This is a genomic window from Collinsella aerofaciens (assembly GCF_028206995.1).
Lineage (GTDB): Bacteria > Actinomycetota > Coriobacteriia > Coriobacteriales > Coriobacteriaceae > Collinsella > Collinsella aerofaciens_AQ.
Genome location: NZ_JAQLFL010000006.1, coordinates 106,548 through 129,555, shown reverse-complemented (window position 1 = coordinate 129,555; position 23,008 = coordinate 106,548). Strand labels below are relative to the sequence as shown.

Annotated in this window: 24 protein-coding genes; 13 read left to right on the top strand and 11 right to left on the bottom strand. The window is 58.7% G+C overall.

Annotation, left to right across the window (positions count from 1 at the left end; genetic code table 11):
* Positions 1-42: 42 nt before the first annotated feature.
* Positions 43-840, top strand: coding sequence for an HAD-IIB family hydrolase (locus PMX60_RS06125; RefSeq protein WP_161115752.1), 798 nt, complete (start codon positions 43-45; stop codon positions 838-840).
* 284 nt (positions 841-1,124) lie between these two features.
* Here the strand turns inward: PMX60_RS06125 and PMX60_RS10275 are convergent, their stop codons facing one another.
* From PMX60_RS10275 to PMX60_RS06100, 5 genes are all read right to left on the bottom strand, one after another.
* Positions 1,125-1,298 carry a Fur family transcriptional regulator gene (locus PMX60_RS10275; protein WP_465038273.1) on the bottom strand — a complete coding sequence of 58 codons (174 nt, stop codon included), beginning with the start codon at positions 1,296-1,298 and terminating at the stop codon, positions 1,125-1,127.
* 61 nt (positions 1,299-1,359) lie between these two features.
* Positions 1,360-1,770: an acylphosphatase gene (locus tag PMX60_RS06115; protein ID WP_271747253.1), complete on the bottom strand. Its 411-nt coding sequence runs from the start codon at positions 1,768-1,770 to the stop codon at positions 1,360-1,362.
* Between the two features lie 2 nt (positions 1,771-1,772).
* Entirely contained in the window at positions 1,773-2,879 is a 1,107-nt protein-coding gene (locus tag PMX60_RS06110) for a Gfo/Idh/MocA family protein (RefSeq protein ID WP_271747252.1), read from the bottom strand.
* A gap of 75 nt (positions 2,880-2,954) precedes the next feature.
* Positions 2,955-3,491 carry a ribonuclease HI gene (gene rnhA, locus PMX60_RS06105; protein ID WP_271747251.1) on the bottom strand — a complete coding sequence of 179 codons (537 nt, stop codon included), beginning with the start codon at positions 3,489-3,491 and terminating at the stop codon, positions 2,955-2,957.
* Between the two features lie 48 nt (positions 3,492-3,539).
* Entirely contained in the window at positions 3,540-4,442 is a 903-nt protein-coding gene (locus PMX60_RS06100; protein ID WP_271747250.1) for a LysR family transcriptional regulator, read from the bottom strand.
* A 274-nt stretch (positions 4,443-4,716) separates the two neighbouring features.
* On the opposite strand from PMX60_RS06100, the gene PMX60_RS06095 reads away from it, so the two are divergent.
* The 3 genes from PMX60_RS06095 (at position 4,717) to PMX60_RS06085 (ending at position 7,509) form a co-directional block, all read left to right on the top strand.
* Positions 4,717-6,027: an O-acetylhomoserine aminocarboxypropyltransferase/cysteine synthase family protein gene (locus PMX60_RS06095; protein WP_271747249.1), complete on the top strand. Its 1,311-nt coding sequence runs from the start codon at positions 4,717-4,719 to the stop codon at positions 6,025-6,027.
* 312 nt (positions 6,028-6,339) lie between these two features.
* Entirely contained in the window at positions 6,340-7,116 is a 777-nt protein-coding gene (locus tag PMX60_RS06090; protein WP_271747248.1) for a hypothetical protein, read from the top strand.
* A gap of 186 nt (positions 7,117-7,302) precedes the next feature.
* Positions 7,303-7,509, top strand: a complete 207-nt coding sequence (locus tag PMX60_RS06085) for a hypothetical protein (RefSeq protein ID WP_271747247.1) — start codon at positions 7,303-7,305, stop codon at positions 7,507-7,509.
* 108 nt (positions 7,510-7,617) lie between these two features.
* On the opposite strand, the gene PMX60_RS06080 is transcribed toward PMX60_RS06085, so the two are convergent.
* Positions 7,618-8,532, bottom strand: coding sequence for a ketopantoate reductase family protein (locus PMX60_RS06080; protein ID WP_271747246.1), 915 nt, complete (start codon positions 8,530-8,532; stop codon positions 7,618-7,620).
* A gap of 123 nt (positions 8,533-8,655) precedes the next feature.
* The gene (locus PMX60_RS06075) at positions 8,656-8,952 is read right to left on the bottom strand and encodes a cyclase family protein (RefSeq protein WP_271747245.1); all 297 of its coding nucleotides are present in this window, start codon (positions 8,950-8,952) and stop codon (positions 8,656-8,658) included.
* A 65-nt stretch (positions 8,953-9,017) separates the two neighbouring features.
* Here PMX60_RS06075 and PMX60_RS06070 point away from each other — a divergent pair, with 65 nt between their 5' ends.
* From PMX60_RS06070 to PMX60_RS06045, 6 genes are all read left to right on the top strand, one after another.
* Positions 9,018-10,208 carry an aldo/keto reductase gene (locus PMX60_RS06070; RefSeq protein WP_271747244.1) on the top strand — a complete coding sequence of 397 codons (1,191 nt, stop codon included), beginning with the start codon at positions 9,018-9,020 and terminating at the stop codon, positions 10,206-10,208.
* A 91-nt stretch (positions 10,209-10,299) separates the two neighbouring features.
* Positions 10,300-11,319: a Gfo/Idh/MocA family protein gene (locus tag PMX60_RS06065; RefSeq protein ID WP_271747243.1), complete on the top strand. Its 1,020-nt coding sequence runs from the start codon at positions 10,300-10,302 to the stop codon at positions 11,317-11,319.
* 152 nt (positions 11,320-11,471) lie between these two features.
* Positions 11,472-12,338, top strand: coding sequence for a deoxyribonuclease IV (locus PMX60_RS06060; RefSeq protein ID WP_271747242.1), 867 nt, complete (start codon positions 11,472-11,474; stop codon positions 12,336-12,338).
* Positions 12,339-12,485: 147 nt separating this feature from the next.
* On the top strand, positions 12,486-13,346 hold the full coding sequence (locus tag PMX60_RS06055; protein WP_271747241.1) for an ABC transporter substrate-binding protein: 861 nt from the start codon (positions 12,486-12,488) through the stop codon (positions 13,344-13,346).
* A 116-nt stretch (positions 13,347-13,462) separates the two neighbouring features.
* A complete protein-coding gene (locus PMX60_RS06050; protein WP_229055681.1) occupies positions 13,463-14,824 on the top strand; it encodes an amino acid ABC transporter permease in 1,362 nt (453 codons plus the stop codon).
* 12 nt (positions 14,825-14,836) lie between these two features.
* Positions 14,837-15,589 carry an amino acid ABC transporter ATP-binding protein gene (locus PMX60_RS06045; protein ID WP_271747240.1) on the top strand — a complete coding sequence of 251 codons (753 nt, stop codon included), beginning with the start codon at positions 14,837-14,839 and terminating at the stop codon, positions 15,587-15,589.
* Between the two features lie 117 nt (positions 15,590-15,706).
* Here PMX60_RS06045 and PMX60_RS06040 read toward each other — a convergent pair whose 3' ends face one another.
* Both PMX60_RS06040 and PMX60_RS06035 read right to left on the bottom strand, forming a co-directional pair.
* The gene (locus PMX60_RS06040) at positions 15,707-16,126 is read right to left on the bottom strand and encodes a flavodoxin (RefSeq protein ID WP_271747239.1); all 420 of its coding nucleotides are present in this window, start codon (positions 16,124-16,126) and stop codon (positions 15,707-15,709) included.
* Positions 16,127-16,172: 46 nt separating this feature from the next.
* The gene (locus PMX60_RS06035) at positions 16,173-16,877 is read right to left on the bottom strand and encodes a DUF3793 family protein (RefSeq protein WP_271747238.1); all 705 of its coding nucleotides are present in this window, start codon (positions 16,875-16,877) and stop codon (positions 16,173-16,175) included.
* 175 nt (positions 16,878-17,052) lie between these two features.
* On the opposite strand from PMX60_RS06035, the gene PMX60_RS06030 reads away from it, so the two are divergent.
* Positions 17,053-17,436 (top strand): heavy-metal-associated domain-containing protein, encoded by a 384-nt coding sequence (locus PMX60_RS06030; RefSeq protein ID WP_161144864.1) that lies wholly within the window; start codon positions 17,053-17,055, stop codon positions 17,434-17,436.
* A 272-nt stretch (positions 17,437-17,708) separates the two neighbouring features.
* Positions 17,709-20,261, top strand: coding sequence for a hypothetical protein (locus tag PMX60_RS06025; protein ID WP_271747237.1), 2,553 nt, complete (start codon positions 17,709-17,711; stop codon positions 20,259-20,261).
* Here PMX60_RS06025 and PMX60_RS06020 read toward each other — a convergent pair.
* Both PMX60_RS06020 and PMX60_RS06015 read right to left on the bottom strand, forming a co-directional pair.
* Positions 20,258-20,683 carry a hypothetical protein gene (locus tag PMX60_RS06020; protein ID WP_227790077.1) on the bottom strand — a complete coding sequence of 142 codons (426 nt, stop codon included), beginning with the start codon at positions 20,681-20,683 and terminating at the stop codon, positions 20,258-20,260. The two genes, PMX60_RS06025 and PMX60_RS06020, sit on opposite strands and share 4 nt — an antisense overlap.
* The gene (locus PMX60_RS06015; protein WP_052044227.1) at positions 20,676-22,181 is read right to left on the bottom strand and encodes a Y-family DNA polymerase; all 1,506 of its coding nucleotides are present in this window, start codon (positions 22,179-22,181) and stop codon (positions 20,676-20,678) included. Before PMX60_RS06015 ends, PMX60_RS06020 begins: the two co-directional genes overlap by 8 nt.
* A 224-nt stretch (positions 22,182-22,405) precedes the next feature.
* Between PMX60_RS06015 and PMX60_RS06010 the strand changes: the two genes are divergently transcribed.
* Positions 22,406-22,930 carry an iron-containing alcohol dehydrogenase gene (locus tag PMX60_RS06010; protein ID WP_271747236.1) on the top strand — a complete coding sequence of 175 codons (525 nt, stop codon included), beginning with the start codon at positions 22,406-22,408 and terminating at the stop codon, positions 22,928-22,930.
* Positions 22,931-23,008: the final 78 nt, after the last annotated feature.

Sequence of the window (23,008 nt, the reverse complement as noted above, 5' to 3'; positions counted from 1 at the left end):
AAGGTCCGTCTTGCTGTTGATATGAGGCTTTGGGGGAAGCATATGGGTCTTGAGGGAATCAAACTGATTGCATGCGATTTGGACGGCACGTTGCTGCATCCGGGGGAGCGCGAGCTGCGTTCCGAGGCCTTTGAGCTTATCGATGAGCTGCATCGTCGTGGTATCGTGTTTATGCCGGCGAGTGGCCGTCAATATGCGAGCTTGCGCTACCTGTTTGCCCCGGTGGCCGATGAGCTCGCCTATGTATGCGAAAACGGAACCCTGGTGATGAGCGAGGGGCGTGCCGTCGTCAAGCGTTCCATGGAGCGTAGCCTTGCTATGGTTATCGCGAATACCGTGGTTGCGTATCCCCATACCGACATGACCCTTTCGTGTGAGGGGCACATCTACACCATGAGCGGCAACGATGCGTTCGTCGACCATTTGCGCTATGTGGTCCACTGCGATGTGGCGGTGGTCGACCGTCCCGAGGACATCGACGAGGATGTCATTAAGATTGGCTTCCAGACGCCCGAGGTGGATTATCCGGCGGCCCGGGAGTATTTCGAGCGCCTCTTTGGCGACCGTGTCGATGTGATGACGTCAGGAACCGCATGGACGGACCTTATCGGTTTCGGTTCGGGCAAGGGCTCCGCGCTTGTCGATTACGGTCGTGTCCTGGGGATTTCGCCCGATGAGATGATGGCATTTGGCGACAATGAGAACGATCGCGACATGCTCAACGTCGTGGGCCATCCCTATCTGATGGAGAGCTGCAACCCCACCATGCGCGGTATCAACGATCGCGTCCGTTACGTGCACACGGTCGAAGAAGAACTGCACCGCCTGCTCGCCGAGTAGGTTTTCGGGACATGCCTAGAAATGTACTGTTTGCTGCAAAGCGCGGAAAGGTGGATTTTAAGGCATGTCCCGAACATCTACCGGCAGTCGGGGCAGAGACCCTCGAAGATGGTGTAGTGCGACGTGACGTGCCAGCCGATTTGCTCGGACGCCTTGGCGTCGAGCTGGGCATCGAAGGGGAGCGGTACGTCGATGACGCGGCTGCACGAGGTGCAGATGATATGCGCATGCGGCTCGATCGTGCGATCGAAGCGGCTACCGCCCGGCGTCTTGATGGAGAGGATTTAGCCTGCGTCGGCCAAGAGATTGAGATTGCGGTAGACCGTACCGCGGCTGATTTTGTCATCCTGCGCGCGCACGACGTTGTAGATTTCGTCGGCGGTGGGATGGTTATAGCTTTGGCGCACGGCGTCAAGAACCAGCTTTCGCTGCCTGGTATTCCTTCTTTGCACCGCCATACGCCTCGCCTCTTTTCTATTAACGGTCGTAGGTAAATGATACCGTATTTAGCACACAATACTAATAATGAGGACTGAAACCGTCTTCATTGGCAAGTGGGGCTCGGGCCTGGGCGTCTACGAGGCGAAAATGCGTTCCCATGCGCTCGTAGGAGGCATGAAGCGCCTCGAGATGAGATAGGATGTTTGCCGGAGCTCCCTGTATCTCCATCTCGACCGAGCCGTCTTCCATATTGCGTACCCAGCCGGTGAGGGAGCGCGCCTGTGCGAGGTTGGTGTTGGTGAAGCGGAAACCGACGCCCTGGACCTGCCCTTCCCACCGCAGGAAATAGCGCAGGGGAGTGTCTTGAGTGGCCCCGTCGCTTGCGAGCACAGTAAGCCTGCGGCGCAGCTCGAGCTCGACGTTTGACGGTTTTTGAGGCTCTCGACTGCCGCTGGTGACGCTGGAGAAGAACGTATCGAAGAAGCCCATCGCTATGCCTGCTTGCCTGCGTCGGCCGGGAAGGTTATGCCGGCCTGCTGGCGCACGGCATCCATGATGCGCAGTGAGACGAGCGTGACATCGCGGTAGTGGCCAAGCTCGTGGCGTCCCGCCGGGGTCTCCCAAATCTCTTCCTTGACGTTATCGATGCCGCCGATGGCGGTGATGAAGTCTGTGAGTTCGTATTCCATGGTGTTGCTCGATTTGGGCAGGTCGAGCACGCGGCCGTTATCGCCCTGTTCGCGCGGCGCCTCGGTCGCCGAGCCGCGTACGACGTCGCCGCGATAGTCGATGCGGACGTTGCGGGGCGTGGACAGATGGTCGATCTGGATAGTGCCACGCTCGCCTTCGATCTGCGAGGGCAGTAGGTCATTCGTAATTTTGGAGTGCGCGAGCTCGACGGAGATACGGCCACCGCCGTAGCTGGCGAGGATGGAACCGCAGCCATCGATGGGGCCGTGCGTGAGCTGTCGCGTGGTGGGGTCGAGCAGAGTAGCCATGCTCGTAAGGCCGGAGGGCATGCCGAAAATCTCGACCATGGGCTCGACGGTGTAGACGCCAATATCCATGAGGGAACCCGATGCCATATTGCAGTCGAAGATATTGGTGGCGCGTCCCGCGAGAATCTCGTTGTAGCGCGAGGAATACTTGCCAAAGCGCAATGAGGCGCGGCGGATGGGGGCGATTTCACCCAAGGCGTCCTCGATGGCGTGGAAGGCGGGATCGTGGAGGGGACGCATGGCCTCGAGGGCCACGACACCTGCTGCCTCGGCAGCGCGGAAGACCTCAAGCGCTTGCGCCTCGGTGGCGCAGAAGGGCTTTTCGACGATAACGTGCTTACCGCCGGCGATGCAGGCGAGCGCCTGTTCGTGATGGAGTGCATTGGGGCTGCCGATGTAGACGGCGTCGACGTCGTTGGCGGAAGCGAGCTCGTCGAGTGCGGTGAAGTTGCGTTCGCCGCCGTGCTCGGCAGTAAAGGCGGCGCCGCGATCTGCATCGCGCGAGAGCGTGCCCACAAACGCAGCTTGGTCGTTGGCGTTGACGACCTGGATAAAGTCGTCGGTAATCATGGATGTGCCGATGGTCGCTATACGCAGCATGTATCCCCCTCGGGCCGTTCGGTTTACAGGATGAGTGTAGCGCGAGGGGGCAGGAAATAGCGTGCGAAAACGCCGTTACAGGTCGCTCTCGCTAAAGCCGGTGTCGATATCGAGGTTGGCTCCGTCGGCCGCGGTGGTGGCGAGCTCATCGCAGCGCTCGTTGAGCTCGTGACCGGCGTGGCCTTTAACCCAGATGAACTCCACTTTGTGCTTGCTCTTTGCGGTGAGCAGGCGCTCCCACAGATCGCGGTTCTTGACAGGCTGCTTGTTGGCAGTCTTCCAGCCGCGTTTTTTCCATCCGTCAATCCAGTGCTTGTTGAAGGCGTTGACGACGTACTGCGAATCGGAATGGACTTCGACGTCGCAGGGACGGTTGAGCGCCTCGAGCGCCACGATGACCGCCATGAGCTCCATGCGGTTGTTGGTGGTCTTGGCGTAGCCGCGCGAAAGCTCGGAGGTGAAGGTCTTGCCGGCGGGGTTGGTGTATTTGAGCACGGCGCCGTAGCCGCCGCGTCCCGGATTTGATCGAGCCGAGCCGTCGGTATAGATGATGACCTTCACATGGTTCCTTTCGTTGAGTACGTTTCGTGCGAGTGACCATTGTAGCGCCATGCCCGCCGGGGGCTAGCAATCTACGATTTCTACCCCGTCTTCCAACAGTTAGCTGGCATGGATGATGCGGTTGAGCTCGTCGAGGTATTGCTGCAAGAGGGGAGAGGGCTTGCGCTCGTCGTGCATGATATAGCCTACGCGCATCGTTGGGGCGTCTGCTAACGGGATCGATGCCATACCCCATTGCATTTCATTGGAGAGGACGCCGGTCGACAGGGTGTAACCGTTCGACGTGATAAGCAAGTTAGTAAGTGTTCCGCGGTCCGAGATTCGTATGTTGCGGTCGCAAGGGATATAGCTAAAAGGTTCCTCGGCGTAATAGAAGGAGTTTGAGGTTCCCTGCTCAAAGCTGTAACGCGTATAGGGCGTGAGGTCGGCAAGGGACAGCTGAGGGCGGCGTGCGAGCGGGTGGCGCTCGCTGACGAAGACGTGGACCGTCGCGTCGAATAGGGGATGGAAGCTTGCACGGGCATCGGCGAAGACCTTCTGCAGGACGCGGGCGTTAAAGTCATCCAGATACAGAATGCCGATATCGCTGCGAAACGCACGGACGTCATCGATGATCTGCGATGTGGTGGTCTCGCGCATGATGAACTCGAACTTGCTGTCGCGGCAGCGCTCGACCACGTTGACAAAGGCCTCGACCGAAAACGCGTAGTGTTGGGTCGAGATGGCAAGGCGGGCCTGAGGTGTACCGCCGTCCTCGTAGCGGGCCTCGAGCATGTCGGCCTGCTCTACGACCTGGCGCGCATAGCCTAAAAGCTCGGTGCCGTCGTTGGTGAGCGTGACGCCGCGGCTGGAGCGCGTAAAGATCTCCAGATGGAGCTCCTGCTCCAGGCTTTTGACGGCATTGGAGATATTGGACTGTGCCGTATAGAGGCGCTGAGCTGCGGCGTTGATCGAACCGGATTCTGCCACGGCGATCAGAAAACGAAGCTGCTGGAGGGTCATCGGCGCCTGTCCTTTCGATAGCTATCTAAAAAACCGATAACAGGTTAGCGCTTTTAAGTGATTGACCCGGGGAGACGATGCTCGTACTATTCAAAACACACAAAGGCGGTAGGTAATTAAGCCGACCACGGAACCGGGATGTCAAAAGGAGGACCGCATATGAATTGCTTACCAAGACGAATGCCGGGCTCCTGTTTGCGCCCGTCGGCGTGATCAGGAGACAGCGACTTACTTCTCTTATTCTTATTACTTTTGTTCAATCAAGGAGATCATCATGAGCCAGTTCATCAACAACCCCGAGCACACCTTTGGTTTCGACACCCTGCAACTTCACGTTGGTCAGGAGAGCGCCGATCCCGCATCTGACTCCCGCGCCGTGCCTATCTACCAGACCACGAGCTATGTGTTCCGCAACTCCCAGCACGCTGCCGACCGCTTTGGCCTTGCCGACGCCGGTAACATCTACGGTCGTCTGACCAACTCCACCCAGGGCGTCTTCGAGGACCGTATCGCCGCACTCGAGGGTGGCGTGGCAGGTCTTTCCGTCGCCTCCGGTGCTGCTGCCATCACCTATACCCTGCAGGCGCTCGCTCAGGCCGGCGACCATGTGGTGGCCCAGAAGACCATCTACGGTGGCTCCTACAACCTGCTGGAGCATACGCTCTCCCAGTTTGGCGTCGAGACCACGTTTGTCGACGCCCACAACCTGGACGAGGTCGAGGGTGCCATCAAGGACAACACCACGGTCATCTACCTAGAGACGCTCGGTAACCCCAACTCCGATATTCCCAACATCGACGCTATCTCCGAGGTTGCCAAGAAGCATGGTCTTCCGGTCGTCGTCGATAACACCTTCGGCACCCCGTATCTGTTCCGTCCGCTGGAGCACGGCGCCAACATCGTCGTTCACTCCGCAACTAAGTTCATTGGCGGCCACGGTACCTCGCTGGGCGGTGTGATCGTCGACGGCGGTAACTTCGATTGGAAGGCGAGCGGAAAGTACGCCCAGATCGCTGAGCCCAACCCCTCCTACCACGGTGTTTCGTTTGCCGAGGCTGCCGGTCCCGCCGCCTTCGCAACCTATGTCCGCGCTATCCTGCTGCGTGACGAGGGCGCCTGCATCAGTCCGTTCAACGCTTGGGTCCTGCTCCAGGGCACCGAGACCCTGTCGCTGCGCGTCGACCGCCATGTCGAGAACACCAAGAAGGTCGTTGAGTTCCTTGCCGGCGACAGCCACGTTGCCAAGGTGAACCACCCGAGCTTGCCCGAGCACCCCGACCATGAGCTTTACAGGCAGTATTTCCCCAACGGCGGTGCCTCGATCTTTACCTTTGAGATCAAGGGTGGCCAGGAGGCAGCTTGGAAGTTCATCGATCATCTGCAGGTGTTCTCGCTGCTCGCCAACGTGGCCGACGTCAAGTCGCTCGTCGTGCACCCGGCTACGACTACGCACTCCCAGCTCTCTGCCGAGGAGCTCGCCGAGCAGAACATTACGCCCTCCACGATCCGTCTTTCCATCGGTACCGAGAACGCCGAGGACATCATTTGGGATCTGAAGCAGGCCTTCGCCGCGCTGGACGTGTAAGGCGACTTGTGCAAGGACCCCTTGCGACTCGATAGGTATAACTGCATAAAATGCCTGCTCAAGGCGCCTGTGCGAACAATGGTTGCGCAGGCGCCTTTTTTGCATAGGCAGGGCGCTATTACAGGGTTTTTGACATGTTTTATGCAATCGAGATGTGGAAAACTCCTGTTGAGAGGATGTGAGTTTTACGCAAATGACGTGCACCTTTTGAGAAAAACCGCAGGTCGCGATTTGCTCGGGGTACTATGCAGCGCGATCGAATCACACGCAGCTCAAACGCAGCAAAAACGCACTACGGAGGTTTCCAGCTACATGAGGATTGATTCACGAAAACCGAAAGCCGCCGCCCTTTCCGCCGCTCTGACCGTGGCGCTTTTGGCGGGCGCCGGCGCAACCGATGCCCACGCGGCAACACTGTCCGACACGGTCGGATCCACGCCGTCCGAGGCGACGCTGATGCAGCCCGTCGACTATCGCGGCGACGGCTTTGGCTCCATGCAGGAGTGGAACGCCTCGATGGGGGCCAAGCGCGATTCCCTAGAGGTCCGCGCCCAGATCATCATGAACATGTACGGTGACTATGCCACCGATGACGAGCGCGCTGTACTGCAGGGTTGTATCGACGGTGCGGGCAGTCTTTTGACGATGGAGGAGGTCGACGCGAAGTCGGCCGAGCTCGACGAGCTTCGCTCCACGCTCGAGGATGCTAAGCGCGAGGCGCTCGAGGCTGCGGCCGCCGAGGCAGAAGCTGCCGAGGCCGCCCAGGCGTCATATGGCAACGCAGGCTACGTCCCGTCCTATACGGCAGCTGCGTATTACGCGAACGGCTCGGGCCTGACGCGCTCGAGCGGCGTCAATAACTATAACGGCCGCCGTGAGACCTATTACAGCAGCAACGTGTTGTATCACCACCGCACGGGCGAGTGGACTCAGGATTCCGAGGGCTTTTGGCGCGATTCCGATGGTTACTATGTCGTGGCCGCGGGCGATAAGGCTCAGGGCTCCACGTTTACCGGATCCAAGGGCGAGTGCAAGGTCTATGACTCCGGCTGCGCTGCCGGAACCACCGATTACTACACCGGTTGGTAATTTGTCGGCATCATAGATGTTTGGCGGACGGGCGTCTTTACCGAGCTTTTGGGCAACGTAAAGGCGCCCGTTTTTTGTGCATGCTTGAGCTAACAGAGCGCTTACCGTGGCAGTACGCCGCGCATATGGGCGCGGGGCACACTAGTTCATGAGAAATAAGGTCTTTCTCGTGGAGGAAGTGGTCTTGTGAATGCTCGAGATATCGCCGTTGCCGCCGTCGCATTGGTGCTTGGTTGCCTTGGTCCTACGGCCGCGCTCATTGCGGGCATGCAGGGGTCATGCGGGGCTGCTCCAATCATGGTTGGTGCGCTGATCGCAGCCGCGCTGCTGGGAAGCGCGGGCGTGGTTCTTTGCCGCGATGACGAGGACGAGGTGCCGGAGTCGCAACGCTAACTGTTGTAAGATTGGCCGCCGGTCATAGAAGAAGATGAAAGCCACCGCGGGGGAAAGGTTCCCTTGCGGCGGCTTGCTGTTAAGGCTGTTGAATGTGCCGCGTTGGCGCTACCAGCTTGCCTCGATATCGCGAATGCGCTGATAGAGCCATTCGTTCTGCGGTGTCTGGATATCGTGCTTGGCCGCCAGACGGCAGATAGTGCCAGCGAACTCCTCGACCTCGGTTTTGCGCCGCGCGACGCGGTCTTGAGCCATCGAGGGCATACCGGCGGGGTCGATTCCCTCGATGAGATGCACCATCTGCGTCAGGTCCGCCTCGGTCAGCTCAACGCCCTCGGCATTGGCGACCGCAAGCGTTTCGCGCATGGCGGAAACAAAGCAGCGACGCTGCTCGGAGCCCGGCTCCGTGGCGCTTCCGTAGGTCCCGCCGTAGGCCATGCACGTCTGGTTGATGCCATCGTTGAGCATGAGTTTGGCCCACATGCGGTGCGCAATGTCGCTCTCGACGGTATGGGCGATGCCGCAGCGCGTGTAGAGCTCGTCGATGGCGGTAACGGTTGCGGGCTCGGTGCCCGCTGCCGCGCCAAAGCGAATCTCGCCCGCATTGGTAAAGGTGAGCGCGCCGTCGAGGAACACGGCGTCCATGCCCTGGCAGATACCAAGAACGGTATGATTCCAGCCAAAGCGCTCGGCAATCTTTTGCTCGCTCGTGATGCCGTTGCACAATGAGGCGATAAGCGTATTGGGCCCCACGACGCGCTCCATAGTCTTGAGTGCTTGGTCGAGACCGGTGGTCTTGACCGTCAGGATGACCAGATCGGCGGGCGTTGCCTCGCTGGCACGGACGGACGTGAGATCGCAGGGCTTGCCGTTGACGGTGAGCGCGTCGTTCGCATGGCGCTCAAAGCGAGCGCCGTCCATGACGTATTCGACGGCATCGTTGCCGAGTGCCTGGGCGATCATGCTGCCGTAGAGTAGCCCGACGCCGCCCTTGCCGATAAAGGCGACCTTGTTGATCTGCATATGAATCATCTCCCCATATAAAAGGCGCCCGCGTAAGGGGCGCCTGATGGATTGTATGCTGCCAGGGTGATTGGTGGGTGCGCGGGGCGGCTGTTATAAAAAAGAAACTATTGCGCTGTGCGCTTATGCAGCGGGGCAGACCGCAAAAACGCGTGCGGGATATCCAACGCCATCGCGCACCTTGGGGAAGGTGCAGAAGATGACGGCGCCTGTGGCGGGAAGCTCGTCCAGATGGTCCATGACCTCGATCTGATAGCGGTCGACCGAGAGGATGTATTGCTCGCCGGGGTAGGGGTAGGCGTCCTCGCGCGTGGTGATGGTCGCCGGATCGGTATCTGCGGGCTTTTTGCTGATGTTAAAGCGGTGCCGTGACAGCTCGATTTCTGCTGCGTTACGATACGTTCTCGATTGCGATTCCACGATGTTTCGGCTGCGTGACCATTGTGTTTCGCCTTGCCGGGGCGCTGATGGCGAAGGGAGGGGCCGTGCAATACCGTGTTGACCCCAAAAGTGGTAACCGAATATCCGCTCTGGGTCTGGGCTGCATGAGGTTTCCCGGTGCGCCGGGACACCCCGATGCGAAGACCGCCGACGCTATCATCTCCCGTGCGGTGGAGCAGGGGATTAACTACCTGGACACGGCCTATCTCTATCCCGGCAACGAGGCGTGCGTGGGTGCGTCGCTTGAGCGCCTGGGCTTGCGCGACCAGGTTTTGCTCGCAACCAAGCTGCCGCATGCTTCGTGCAAATGCGCGGAGGATTTCGACCGGTTCTTCGACGAGCAACTGCGCCGCCTACGGACCGACCATATCGACTATTACCTCATGCACAACATTACCTCGCCCGCCCAGTGGGAACGTGTGGTGGCGTTGGGCATCGAGGACTGGATCGCGCGTCAAAAGGCGGCGGGGCGCATTCGCCAGATTGGTTTTTCGTACCACGGCAGCGCAGCGGACTTTCTGACAATGCTCGATGCATATGAGTGGGACTTTTGCCAGATCCAGTACAATTACGCTGGAGAGCGCTATCAGGCGGGAACGGCGGGGCTCATGGCCGCCGCCGAGCGAGGCCTCGCGGTGTTTGTGATGGAGCCGCTGCTGGGCGGGCGTTTAGCGGGCAAGCTGCCGCCACGGGCCCGCGCTGTGCTCGATAGTGCCCGTGACCCGCATTTGCGCACTCCTGCCGCCTGGGGTCTTTCGTGGGTGTGGAATCATCCTCAGGTGACGATGCTGCTTTCGGGTATGACCGATACCGCGCAGGTGGATGAGAATGCAGCGCTGGCCAATCGTGCGCTGCCGGACTCGATGACGACAGGTCAGCTTGATACCATCGCGCGCGTGCTGGAAGAGTTTGAGAAAACGAACCGCGTGCCCTGCACGGGATGCGGCTACTGCATGCCATGCCCCAAGGGTATCAACATTCCCGGCTGCTTTGCCGCCTACAACGCGAGCTATGCGCACAGCTGGTTTACGGGGCTGTCGCAATACTTTACGGCGAGTGCGGTGCGCACGAGCGAGCCCAAACTCGTGAGCAATTGCGTCAAGTGCGGCAAATGTGCGCGTCACTGCCCACAGCACATCGATATCCCCGAGCGTCTCGACGACGTACGCCGCCGTTTTCAGCCTGGACCCGTGACGGCAGTGCTTAAGGCCTTCGGCAAAACGCGCTCCTCGTGACCCTTTTATAACTTGCGGTGGAATAGTTCCTGTTTGCGGCAGAATAAGGCATCAACAGGAACTATTTCACCGCAACTGATGGGAGGCTATCGTGGGTGACCGAGGTTTACGAAATGATTTGCGTGAGGTTCGTTGGGGCGTTTTAGGCGCCGGGCACATTTCGCATCGATTTGCATCGTCGCTCAAGGAGGTGGACGGGGCACGGCTTGTGGCTGCGGCCGGCCGCACTCCTGCACATGTCGAGGAATTTTGCCGAGCGTTTTCGATCGATGCTGCGCATGGCCATGCCTCGGTCGACAATAACGGCGACGCGGCTTATGGCGCGCTGATTGCCGACCCCGATGTCGACGCAATCTACTTGGCTCTTCCGCATGGCATGCATACGCGTTGGGCCTGTCGCGCGCTGCGCGCCGGAAAGGCCGTGCTGTGCGAAAAGCCGGCCGTTTTGAGTGAGGAAGAGGCTCTCTCGATTGCCTCCATCTCTCGCGAGCGCGGCGTGCTGTTTATGGAGGCGATGAAGAATCGGTTTTGCCCGATGCGCACTCGCGTGAAGGACTTGCTTGCGTCGGGTGAGCTTGGCCGTATTGTCTCGATTGAAAGCGTGCAAAAGCTCGATTACGGCGAGTCTCCTTCGGGCTATCTGCTTGATCCGTTGCAGGGCGGCTGTCTATATGACATGGGCTGCTATGCGGTCGGTTGGTTTGAGGATTTGCTCGCGGGCGCGTGCGAGGTTTCGTCCCGTGAAGTTCGCTGGCGTGACGTATCGGGCGGTCGCGTCGATTGGGCCGACGAGATCCATATGAGCGTCGGCGGTATACCCATTCATATGGTGTGCGACGGCAAAGCAACATATGAAAGCCGCTTAACGATTGCCTGTGAGCGGGGTTCGTTGGAAATCGAGCGTCTCCATCGCCCCGAGCTCGCCCATGTGAAGTATTCCGACGGTCGAGTACTCGAAATCGATGCACCATTTGAAGTCGATGATTTTTACGGTGAGGCGTCGCATGCGACGCAGCTCATTCAGGCGGGGAAACTCGAAAGCCCCATCATGTCCCTAGCCGCCACACAGCGCTGTGCGCACATCATCGATGCGATTCGCTTGAAACTTTAGGGCGTGGGGGCATGGCGCCAGCGCTTGGAATGCCTGGAGGCCTTTGCTCCTGATGCCCCTTTTATAACTTGCGGTGGAATACGGTCTGTTTGCGCCAAAATAAGGCACCAATAGACCGTATTTTTCCGCAACTGATGAGGAGGGAGCTGGAGATGCTGACGATCGGGTGTCATCTTTCGACGACGAAGGGCTATCGGGCAATGGGGGAGACGGCGTTGTCCATTGGCGCCAATACCTTTGCGTTCTTTACGCGCAACCCGCGCGGTGGCAAGGCAAAAGAACTTGACATGGATGACGTGGCGGCTCTGCGCGAGCTTATGTCGCAAAACGACTTTGGACCGCTGGTGGCGCATGCCCCGTATACCTACAACCCCTGTTCTGCCAAAGAGCGGGCGCGCGAGTTCGCCTTGGAGGCTATGGCAGAGGACCTGCGGCGCATGGAGGCGCTGCCCGGCAACTACTACAACTTCCATCCCGGTGCGCATGTGGGGCAGGGCTCCGACGCCGGCATTCAGATGATTGTCGACACCCTGTGTCAGGTGATGTTTGAGGGCCAGCAGACGACGGTGCTGCTCGAGACCATGGCCGGCAAGGGCACCGAGGTGGGCCGCAGCTTTGAGGAACTGGCGTGCATTATCGAGGGCGTTGCCGCCAAGTGCCCAGAGCTGTCCGATAAGCTGGGCGTTTGTTTGGACACCTGCCATGTGAGCGATGCCGGCTACGACATCATCCATGATCTGGACGGCGTACTCGACGAGTTCGACCGCGTGGTGGGTATCGATCGCTTGCATGCCGTACACATCAACGATTCGAAGAACCCTTGTGGCGCCCATAAAGATCGTCACGAGTGCATCGGCAAGGGATACCTTGGCAGTGAGGAATTTGGTGGAGGTATGCAGGTTATGCAGAATATTGTATCGAATGGCCACTTGCGTTCGCTGCCGTTTATTTTGGAGACTCCGAACGAACTTGCAGGTTATGCAGCTGAAATTAGACTATTAAGGTCATTGCAGCAGTAATGACTGTCACAAAGTAGAGTATTCCATTCACGTTATGGGTTTGTTTCAATCAGTTTTCTCATTGCAGATTCGTAATTCCGGGTGCATAATAGCCAACAGTTTTTGCAGACCTCTGAATCAAACGAGGTCACCGGAAGGAGACTGATTATGAAGCTGAAGAAGCTTGGCGCATTTGCCGCCACGGGTGCTATGGCGCTCGCCCTTGCTCTGACGGGCTGCGGTTCGTCCAACGCCACCTCTGGTTCTGATGCCGGTTCCAGCAGCTCTGACGACGCTAAGGTCGAGAAGGTCGACGGCTCCAAGGAGTACGCGCTCGTCAAGGACGGCACGCTGACCGTCGGCACCTCTGCCGAGTACGCGCCGTTTGAGTACAAGGATGACAACGGCGACTACCAGGGCTTTGACCTTGAGCTCATCAAGGCTATCGGTGACAAGCTGGGCCTGGATGTCGAGTACGTCAACAATGACTTTGACACGCTGGTTCCGGGTGTCGCTTCGGGCGCCAAGTACGACGTCTCCATCGCGGCTATCACCGACACGCCCGAGCGTGAGAAGGAAGTCACTTTCTCCGATTCCTACTACATGGACGATCAGGCTATCGTGACCAAGGTCGATAACACCGACATCACGGCCGACAACTACAGCGAGAAGCTCAACAACGCCGACGCTACCATCATCGTTCAGTCTGGCTCGACCGCCGAGTCCTTTGCCCAGGAGAACTTCCCCAAGGCCAAGATCGTCCCCTACAAGGACGCTACCGAGTGCTTCAGCGCCCTGCAGTCCGATAAGGGTGACGCCGTAGTCACCAACCGCTCCGTTGCCAGCCAGCTGACCGCCGAGCAGTTCAACACCTGCCAGACCATTAAGCAGATCAGCACCGGCGAGGAGTACGCCATCGCCATCAACCAGGGCAACACCAAGCTCAAGGACGACATCAACCAGGCCATCAAGGACCTGACCGACGACGGTACCGTCGACGCCCTCATGGCTAAGTACAGCATCAAGTAAATAGATGCTTGATTGCGCAAAGGCCCTTTCCGTTTTGCGGAGAGGGCCTTTGCGCTTCTCTCGACGGAGAGTGTTTCCGTCTCGTTTTGCCGGCAACTTCTACGATAGGAGCCACCTTGTCTCGACTGAACAAAGGGGCCGCGGAGCAGCGTTTTCCACTGCCCGCCTTGCTCCAAAAGCTAGCCTGCGCCATGGCCGTGGCGCTCGCGCTGGTGTGCGCAGGGGCATATGCGCCCACGACCGCCCAGGCGCTTGAGACCGCAAAGATTACCGCCCGACCCAACACTGGTTCGGGCAGCGCTGTGGTCGGCGGTACCGAGACGCGCATTACCTGGGAGGTCCAGGCCGATGCCGACGAGGAGCTGAGCGGTCTTTCGCTGACGTTTGTCGACGGCACGACGTTTGGTACCGATGACACGCGATTGACGATGCTCTCGGGCGAGGACCTCATGGATCGTACGCCCATGAAGCCCACGTGCAAGGCTGACGGCCAGACGCTCAAGATCGACTTTGGCGAGACGGCGCCTGCCGGCGGCTTTTTCCGTGTCGAGGTTTACGGCGTGACCTTCCCCGTCGAGGGCGGCGATGAGGCCTTTAGCGGCACCTGCACTTTGGCCGATGGCTCGACCAAGAAGATCTCCAAGATTCCGTCGGTGGAGATCAAGGGCGTGACGGCATTCGATAACTTCCTGGCCGATCTTAAGGAGCAGCCGTGGGTCGAGGCCTGGAACTCCAATATGTTCCTGCGCCTGTTCTTAAACCCGGTCATTTTGGTCCAAAGCCTGCCGATCGTCTTTAAGGGCTTCCTTATGTCGCTCTCGATCGTGCTTGTGGCGTTTCCGCTGGCAATTCCCTTTGGCTTTGCCTTGTCGCTCATGCGCATCTCCAAGTCGCGCATCCTGCGCTGCCTCGCCGGCATCTATGTGAATATCATCCGCGGTACGCCGGCGTTCCTGCAGATCTATATCGCGTTCTTCGGTCTGCCGTTGGCCGGCGTCAAGGTTGATGACTACGTGCTTGGCGTTATCGTCATGGCCATGAACTCGTCTGCGTACCTGTGCGAGATTTTCCGTGCCGGTATTCAGTCGATCCCCAAGGGTCAGAACGAGGCTGCTCGCTCGCTGGGCATGAATGCCTTCCAGACACTGCTCTACGTTATGATTCCGCAGACGTTCCGCAATGTTTTGCCTACGCTGACCAGCGAGTTTATCTTGCTTTACAAGGATACGTCGCTGCTTGCGGCCGTGGGCGTGGTCGAGATCGTCATGAACGCCCGTACCATCGTGGCCACGACGGGCTCCATTACACCGTACGTGGTTGCCGCCCTGTTCTATCTGGTCATCACCCTGCCGCTCGCTCGCTTGGTGAGCGGTCTTGAGGCGAGGCTTTTGGGCACGGCCGAGACCAAGAAGAAGCGTCCCGCCAAGAGCGCCGGACAGGTTGTCGCGACGCCTGCCGATCACATCGCCGGTCTGTAAGGAGGTCCTATCATGAGCGAAACCAATAACTCGAACGAGGTCGTCGTCAGCATCAAGAACCTCCAGAAGGCCTTTGGCGACAACGTGGTCCTGCGCGATATCGATCTGGATGTGCACAAGGGTGAGGTCGTTGTGGTCTTGGGCCCCTCGGGCTCGGGCAAGTCTACGATGCTTCGCTGCATCAATCGTCTGGAGCATCCCACGAGCGGCTCGATTATCGTTGAGGGCGTGGATGTGTGCGCCAAGGGTGTCGACCTCAACAAAGTGCGTACGCACCTGGGCATGGTCTTTCAGCAGTTCAACCTGTTCCCGCACTTGTCGGTCAAAAAGAACGTCATTCTTGCGCAACAAAAGGTGCTCAAGCGCAGCAAGGAAGAGGCCGAGAAGATCGCCGTCGAGGAGCTGACCAAGGTCGGTCTTGCCGAGCGCATCGATTTTATGCCGAGTCAGCTTTCGGGCGGCCAGCAGCAGCGCGTTGCCATCGCCCGCGCCCTGTCGATGAACCCGCACGTCATGCTCTTTGACGAGGCCACCTCGGCGCTCGACCCTGAGCTCGTGCGCGACGTCCTGGGCGTCATGCGCGACCTGGCGCACGACGGTATGACCATGATCGTCGTGACGCACGAGATGGGCTTTGCCCGCGATGTCGCCGACCGCGTCGTCTTTATGGACGGCGGCGTCATTGTGGAAGAGGGTACGCCGAGCGAGGTCTTCGACCACCCCAAGAGCGAGCGCACCAAGGCGTTCTTGGGCAATATCTCGTAGTCGCTTTATATGACTGGCATAGCAGAAAACGGGAGCTGGATGTGATCCGGCTCCCGTTTTTGTTGGGACGCGAATGTGTTTTGGTGCAGAGCGCGTTACGGGCGGAGCTCATTGCCGCTAGGCCAGCTCCGCTCCAAGCGCGCGACAGGCGGTCTCGCCCTCGTCGTCGGGGGCGTCGTAACAGATGACGGAGTCGACCACGTTGACGCCTGCCTCGTCGGCGTCGGCCTTCCAGTTGTCCATCCACTCGCCCTCGGCCCACGAATAGGAGCCAAAGAGGACGACCTTCTTGTCGCCGAGAGTCTCCTTGACCTCGTCCCACATCGGCTGGAACTCATCGTACTCGAGTTCCTCGGAGCCCATGGCGGGGCAGCCGAAGGCAATGGCGTCATAGCCAGCGGCCTTGTCTGCGGAGAAGTCGGCGCAGGAGATGACCTCTGTCTCGGCGCCGGCACCGGTTGCGCCCTCGGCAACGAAGTTTGCCATGGCCTCGGTGTTGCCCGTGCCGCTCCAGTAGACGACTGCGATCTTGCTCATATGTTTTCCTTTCGGTTGTGCGGCGTGCGGCCGCGTTTTGTATGCTCTATCGGGTTGCCTGGACAAGTTGTCCCAGGGTGCAGCCCTGTTGATAGATGTAGGTAAGGTATTGCGTACATGCGCGATAGGAATCGAAGGTCGTGAGCGCCTGTTCGACGTTCGTGTATACCTTCCATGCGCCAAAGACCTTATAGTTTTCGCCGTGCTGGACGATAAACTGATGGACATCTTCATAGGGATAGCCCAAAAAATAGCCAATTTCGTGGGGGAACTCGCACATGCACCCCGTATCGCAGTGCCTATTTCGCGCGAGTGCGCAGACACTGCCGTCATAGGCACTTTCTGCGGCATTGCTGCTTGCCAGCGTGATGCGCGCGGCGAGATGCACCAGGGATGCGGGCAGGTTATGGACATCGTAGCCTTCGGCGGCAAGCGCCGTCGTGGCGCGGGGGTCGGAGAGGTATCGCATGAGGTCCGCTGGGCGGTACACATAGATGAGCGCTCCGCAGGGGCGCCAGACCAAAACGCTCATATGGATCCCGAGTGGCTGGAGCTCGCGGTTGCATTGGGCTATGACGGCGAGCAGGCGAGAGCGTCGCTCTTCGATTTGAGCTACGCCGAGTTTTCCGTTTTGGTTGGCGTAAACGCCGGGATAGGTAAAGAGCGAAGCCGGCTTGATACCTGCGAGCGTAGGGGAGCAGTTGCGCACGACGGCCGTTTGGTATGTTGGGATGTCAATGGTTCGAGTCACGTTGCCCCTTTCGAGCCCTCACTTGTTAGCCTAGGAAAACTTATACACGAAAGTAAGCCATGGTCAACAAAAAAGTTTGAAGAGGGAAACTAATTGACCGAACGGACATGATTTTGGGTTAAGATGGGGACACCCCATGGGGGTATCTAGATAGTGCTACTTGAAAGGGGAACGCATGAGTGACTTGCTCAACCCTGCGAATCTCATCGTGCTGGCCGTCATTGCCGTCGGCATGTTTTTTGGACTGCGTCGCATTGCCGCTTCGACACACGGGAAGAGCTGCTGCAGCGATGGTGCGAGCGGCAAGAAGGCCAAAAAGGTTGTGGTGGCAGACACCGACGAGTCCCACTACCCCTATCGTGAGGAACTCCTTATCGGCGGCATGAGTTGCGACGGCTGCGCCCGGAATGTGACGAATGCCCTCAATGCGCTTGATGGCGTGTGGGCTACGGTAACGTACGCGGACCACACGGCACGCGTGCGCTCGAAGCGCCCGGTTGATCGCGACACACTCGAGACGGCAGTGAGGGGTGCGGGCTATTACGTTATGAAAATGTAGGCGTTGCCCTCTCCGGTGGGTACCAGCCTCCTGCCCATTGTGACTATCGGCATCCAAAAATTTGCGCAAAAATAACCTTTAGATGCGGCAAAAGTGGAGTTTGGTGACGGTTTGCGTGGAATTCGCTACCAATCGAGCATCTATGAACCCGTCCAAAAAATTACAGGTGTATATTTATACACTGATTATTGCTGTGCTCAGATTGCAATTAACCGTGGACAGAAATGAAGAATGCTAAAACTGGGCTTTAGGACAGGGGAGGCTATAACCTTATGAGACGAGTGGGAACACTTGGCTTGGTGGCAGCGCTTGCCGCTATCTTGGTATCGCCGCTGCCGGCGCACGCCGAAGACGCATCGGGTGCCGTTACATACAATGCGGGAAATGGGTATTCCTTTGAGAAGCTCTCGCATCCTACGGTAGGAACGTCGCAGCCGGATGGCATCGTCGACTACCAGGGTAACGGTGCCGTTGCCGTTCCGGGCGCCGATGGTAATACGGCCAACAACGAAGGCGATCGCGGCCAGAGCTACACTTGGGCGGCTGCGAGCTATGGTGACTGGCTTTATGTGGGCACCTGCTATGCGGCGATGGGCAACACGCTGACGCTCATGAACAGCACGCTGGGCGATTCCTTTGATGTCGAAACCATGCGCCTGACGCTGGAGGCCATGTTTAACGGTACCTTCTTCTATGGACAGCAGAAGGAGGACGGCACGGCCGACAAGGACAGCGGCGGCATCTTGGTCAAGATCAACACCAAGACCGGTGAGACCAAGCTGCTACTCTCTGAATCGCTCAACGGCGTCGCTCCTTTGTTCCGCAATGCCGTGAGCTATAAGGGTAAGCTCTATTTCTGCGGCAGCGTCAGGACCAATGACGGCAAAGGCGGCCTGCCTGCTGTATACGAGATCGATCCTAAGACGGATGAGTACAAAGTTGTCTATCAGGGCCTTTCGAGCATGCAGGATTACGGTGCTGCCTACAAGCAGGGCATTTCTACCGGTATCCGCGGCATGTGCGTCCATGATGGCCAGCTCGTCATCAGTAATGTGGGTAAAGACGCGAACGGTAATTTTGTGTCGACAATCCTGACGTCGTCTGACCCCTCGAAGGGCCAGGACAGCTTCACCGAGATTGCCAACTCGGAGACGCTGTTTGGCTATCCGGCGATTCGCTATCAGGACAGCATCTACGGCGGCGCCATTTGGGATATGGTCTCGTACAATGGCCATCTCTATGCGACCATCTGCACCGGTACGCCCGAGAACGCTCCCGATGATAATTCCATGCAGTCGTTTGCCATGGTCCGTGGCGACAAGAATGCCGACGGCAGCTATTCGTGGACTCCCATTGTCGGCGATCAGAAGACGGACGGTGCAAAGTACTGCTTTGGCATCGATCCTGCCCGTACCCGTTCTGGCGCTGCCAACCTCATCGTCTACAACGACTACCTCTATATCGGTGAATACAACGACGAGGAGATTGCCCTCGAGCGCATCCTGTTCAACAAATCCAACACCGAAGAGGGCGGCAAGAGCAGCATGGGTGGCGTTGACTGCTCGTTTGTGAATGCCAATCTTGAGCAGTCGGTTAACATCTATCGCATGGACAAGGACGAGAACATGGAGCTCGTCGTTGGCGATCGCACCGACATGTTCCCCGAGGGCGGTATTTCCGGCCTGACTTCGGGCTTTGGCCGAAACGAGAACCAGTACATTTGGCGCATGCAGAAGTTCGACGGCAAGCTGTATATCGGTACCTTTGATACCGCGAGCCTGCTTGAGCCGATCGGCCAGTTCTCCAATGGCGACATTATCGATATGACGCCCGAGGAGTGGGACTCTCAGGTTCAGCGCCTTAGGGACCTGCTCGATCACCTGCTCGACAAGAAATCGCCTGACGACCCCATCGTTCCCGTGAACACGCTTGCGGACGATGATTCAAACGAGGCCGTCGAGGTCGATGATTCGAACGAAGCTGCTGAGGTTGATGATTCAAACAAGGCCGTCGATGTCGATGACGAGAAGACCGAGGTTGCTAAGGGCTTTGGCGATCTGAGCGATGCGCTGGAGGATGCCGCGGGCGGTCTTTGCGATCAGGCCGCGACGATGTCCCAGGACTTTGAGGACGACGCCGCTTATGTCCAGAAGATCGATGGCGAGATCGCGTACTTCAAGTCCTTTGCCGACCAGTATCAGGACATGCTCGATAGCTATGAGAGCCTTAAGCAGCAGTACGAGGATGCCTATGGCACCGAGCTGCCGAGCGATATTCAGGATGCGCTCGATAAGCTGCTGAGCGAGGAGAACCTCAAGAAGTTGCAGAGTGTCCTTACGTGCATGTGTTACCTGCGCGATGCCGAGCGCGGCTTTGATATGTATGTGACCGAGGACGGCGTGAACTTTACGACGCTGACGACCAATGGCTTTAACGATCCGTATAACCATGGTCTGCGCACCTTTGCGGTGACCAACCAGGGTCTGTGCCTTGGTACCGCCAACCCGTTCTATGGTTGCCAGGTCTGGATCCAGCGCAAGGAGAATTCGGAGAATCCGGTTGATCCCGGTACTCCGGATCCGACGGAACCCACCGATCCTTCGCAGCCGGGTGGCGGCGATCAGCCTGGCGGCAGCCAGACGGGTGGCAACGACCAGTCGAGCAGCACCACGACCACCGTCACGACGACCGCTAAGAAGACTCCGAAGGACGGCTCGCTGCCTCGCGCTGGCGACTCGACCCTCACGCTGGTCTTGGGATTGCTGGTTGCAGCTGCCGCAGTGCTTGGCATTGCTCTCGTCTTGCGCAAGCGTTCTCGTCGCTAGGCTCGTCCGCGTAGCTCAATGTCCTGGATATCGTCGAAGTTGATGGCGATATCCCTGAGTTTGAGCAGCTTGAATGCGGGTAACGCTTCGTCGAGAATGCCCGTGCGGCTACGATAGCCGTACGTATCGTAATAGGTGACGCGCACCAAGTCGCCGCGTTTGAGGCCCTCGAGCTTTTGCGAAAGCTCGAGGGCTTTTTCTTCCGTGAGCTCACGTTTTTGCTCGACGGTGATTTCCTGCTTGCGCACGAGTTCGTAGTATCCCGTGAGGGCGGCAAAGGGCATAAACTGTGCGGCGCGGTTGGCGCGCACGGCACCGTTGGCAGTGAGGTTGGGGTCGGCTGCGCGGCGTCTGCCCTCGGGGTCCGCCAGGCGCTCGAAGGCGGTCGGCGGGCGCATGGGCTGTTGTTTGGGTTTAGGCACGGTGTCCTCCAACTTGATCGTTGCGCTCGCGCGCGGTGGCGCCGGCGGTAAAGCTTAATCCCTTGACGAGCGCGTTCTTGCCGTACTTGCCTTTCACGGCCAGGACGGCGCGCGCCAGGTCGCGCTCGCGCTCATCGGCCTCGATATCGCTGAACAGATCGATGGTGGCAAATTCCTCGGGCACAAGATTGCTAAAGCCCAGGTTGATGCGCTTGACCGGTCGTTTGGGATCGACAGTCTGCGCCCAGAGCTCATCGAAATAGCCCATGATCTTCTTAAACGAATTGGTACGCTCGGGCAGCTTGCGCGAGGCGTTGGAGTGCGCAAAGAGCGCGGCATAGCCACCACGCGGTTTGCCACCATGCTCTCCCACAAAGATGCCATCGATTGCCTGCGCTTCGCGCACCAGGCGGCGCCGTTCGTCATCGCGCTGGACGGGCTTGGGAGCACGGGGCGCGAGCTCGGGGCCGGCGGTTGCGGTGGGTTCGATGCTCGACGTACTCGAGCGCAGGTGTCCGCATCCGTCCACATATTGTGCAGTACCGCTGGCATCAAGCCTGCGTATGTCGGCGCGCTCGCTCGCGTAGCCCACAAAGAGCGAGATGCTGTCGCAGACCACGTGCTTATCGATCAAGTCCAACACGGCGTTGTCGACCATCTCGCGCAAGACGGTGTAGGCCTGCTCGTAGGCATAGCCCTTCGAGAGCACCTGTCCTGTGGTGGTCGAAGTTGCTTGCGGGCGATAGGCTTGGATATCGGCGATGGTTGTCGGCTCGCGTCCGAAGGCGTGGTCGATGAGATACTCGGCATTGACGCCGAGCTCGTCGTAAAGCAGGTTTTCGTCGAGCGCCGCGACGCCCATCAGATCGTAGACGCCGTATTTTTCGAGTCGTGCTGCCACGCCGGGGCCGATGCCCCAGATATCGGTGATGGGACGATGGGGCCAGATTTCCTTGCGAAAGGTCTCATCGTCGAGTATGCCGATGCGGCTGGGTACGTGCTTGGCGGTGATATCGAGTGCAACCTTGGCCTGGAATAGGTTGGGGCCGATGCCGACCGTCGCCGTGATGCCGGTGCGCGCCAGGACCTCGTCGCGCAACATGCAGGCGAAGCCTTCCGCATCGGTGTGATAGAGGTCCAGATAGGGTGTCACGTCGATAAAGCACTCGTCAATTGAGTAGACGTGCACGTCCTGGGGGCTGACGTATTCCAGATAGATGCCGTAGATTTGCGCCGACACCTCCATGTAGTGCTGCATGCGCGGCACTGCTTTGATGCAGTCGATGCCGTCGGGAATCTCGAACAGACGGCAGCGGTTGTGAATACCTAAGTCCTTCATGGCCTGCGTGATAGCGAGGCAGATGGTCGTGCGTCCGCGCGATTCGTCGGCAACGACCAGGTTGGTGGTGAGCGGATCGAGCCCACGGTCGACGCACTCGACGCTGGCATAAAACGTCTTGAGGTCGATGCAGATATAGGTGTGCTGCTCGTGCGCCATCCGTGCCCTTCCATCAAACACATGTTCTTATCGAATACCTGTTCGATAATACCCGCTTGCACGGACACCGTCAAAATCTGTCCCTTTTTGGCAAGTATGGTCGTGCGGCTTCATCGGGGTTTTAACGCAGCCCTAAAGAGCGCGAAACAGCTCGGAAAAGCTCGCTTCGTAGCATGAGCCTAACGATCGATACCACCATAAAGCACGGAAGGGTTGTGGGGATAATGGTCAACTATGGGTTTGGTATGCCGACGCGCTTGGTTGCGGATGGGGATGTGGCTCGCTGGTGCGGGCGATTGGTTGCCCACTATGGCGGCACCAAGGTACTGGTCGTGCTGGGAGGCGACAAGCACACGCGCGATGAGCTCGTTTCGGCGGCGCTGGGCTCGCTCGATCGTGCCCTGCTCGAACGCGTACTCTTTCGTTGCGGTTCGGCCGGGGGCGACGGGGGAGACGATTTGGTCGATGAGGCCGTAGCCCTGGCAACCGATGAGGGCGTGGACTTTGTCCTGGCGATTGGCGATGCCGATACTGCTGGCTTTGCGCGCGAGCTCGCGCGTCGCATGGCGGCGCTCGATGCCGGCGAAGACGGTTTTGTCCCTTATGGATGCATTCTCTCGGAGGGCAAGGCGCCTGCTGTCGTGGGCACCGGTGAGGTTCCCGTTTTTGCCATTATCGCACCCGAACTGCTGGAGGGCATCGGGTCTCCTCTGCGTGAGTTGCTCGGTAGCATCTGCGCCGCGGCCTAATATTTGCCATAAAAGGACGGGTTATTTTTGGTTGGTAAAGCGTTTGACCTGCCAAAATAAGCCTGTCCCTTTTTAATC

Coding starts and splice junctions, on each gene's coding strand:
- PMX60_RS06125 (WP_161115752.1), top strand. CDS start 43: ATGGGTCTTGAGGGAATCAAACTGATTGCATGCGATTTGGACGGCACG.
- PMX60_RS10275 (WP_465038273.1), bottom strand. CDS start 1,298: ATGGCGGTGCAAAGAAGGAATACCAGGCAGCGAAAGCTGGTTCTTGAC.
- PMX60_RS06115 (WP_271747253.1), bottom strand. CDS start 1,770: ATGGGCTTCTTCGATACGTTCTTCTCCAGCGTCACCAGCGGCAGTCGA.
- PMX60_RS06110 (WP_271747252.1), bottom strand. CDS start 2,879: ATGCTGCGTATAGCGACCATCGGCACATCCATGATTACCGACGACTTT.
- rnhA (WP_271747251.1), bottom strand. CDS start 3,491: ATGGCGCTACAATGGTCACTCGCACGAAACGTACTCAACGAAAGGAAC.
- PMX60_RS06100 (WP_271747250.1), bottom strand. CDS start 4,442: ATGACCCTCCAGCAGCTTCGTTTTCTGATCGCCGTGGCAGAATCCGGT.
- PMX60_RS06095 (WP_271747249.1), top strand. CDS start 4,717: ATGAGCCAGTTCATCAACAACCCCGAGCACACCTTTGGTTTCGACACC.
- PMX60_RS06090 (WP_271747248.1), top strand. CDS start 6,340: ATGAGGATTGATTCACGAAAACCGAAAGCCGCCGCCCTTTCCGCCGCT.
- PMX60_RS06080 (WP_271747246.1), bottom strand. CDS start 8,532: ATGCAGATCAACAAGGTCGCCTTTATCGGCAAGGGCGGCGTCGGGCTA.
- PMX60_RS06060 (WP_271747242.1), top strand. CDS start 11,472: ATGCTGACGATCGGGTGTCATCTTTCGACGACGAAGGGCTATCGGGCA.
- PMX60_RS06055 (WP_271747241.1), top strand. CDS start 12,486: ATGAAGCTGAAGAAGCTTGGCGCATTTGCCGCCACGGGTGCTATGGCG.
- PMX60_RS06045 (WP_271747240.1), top strand. CDS start 14,837: ATGAGCGAAACCAATAACTCGAACGAGGTCGTCGTCAGCATCAAGAAC.
- PMX60_RS06040 (WP_271747239.1), bottom strand. CDS start 16,126: ATGAGCAAGATCGCAGTCGTCTACTGGAGCGGCACGGGCAACACCGAG.
- PMX60_RS06030 (WP_161144864.1), top strand. CDS start 17,053: ATGAGTGACTTGCTCAACCCTGCGAATCTCATCGTGCTGGCCGTCATT.
- PMX60_RS06025 (WP_271747237.1), top strand. CDS start 17,709: ATGAGACGAGTGGGAACACTTGGCTTGGTGGCAGCGCTTGCCGCTATC.
- PMX60_RS06015 (WP_052044227.1), bottom strand. CDS start 22,181: ATGGCGCACGAGCAGCACACCTATATCTGCATCGACCTCAAGACGTTT.
- PMX60_RS06010 (WP_271747236.1), top strand. CDS start 22,406: ATGGTCAACTATGGGTTTGGTATGCCGACGCGCTTGGTTGCGGATGGG.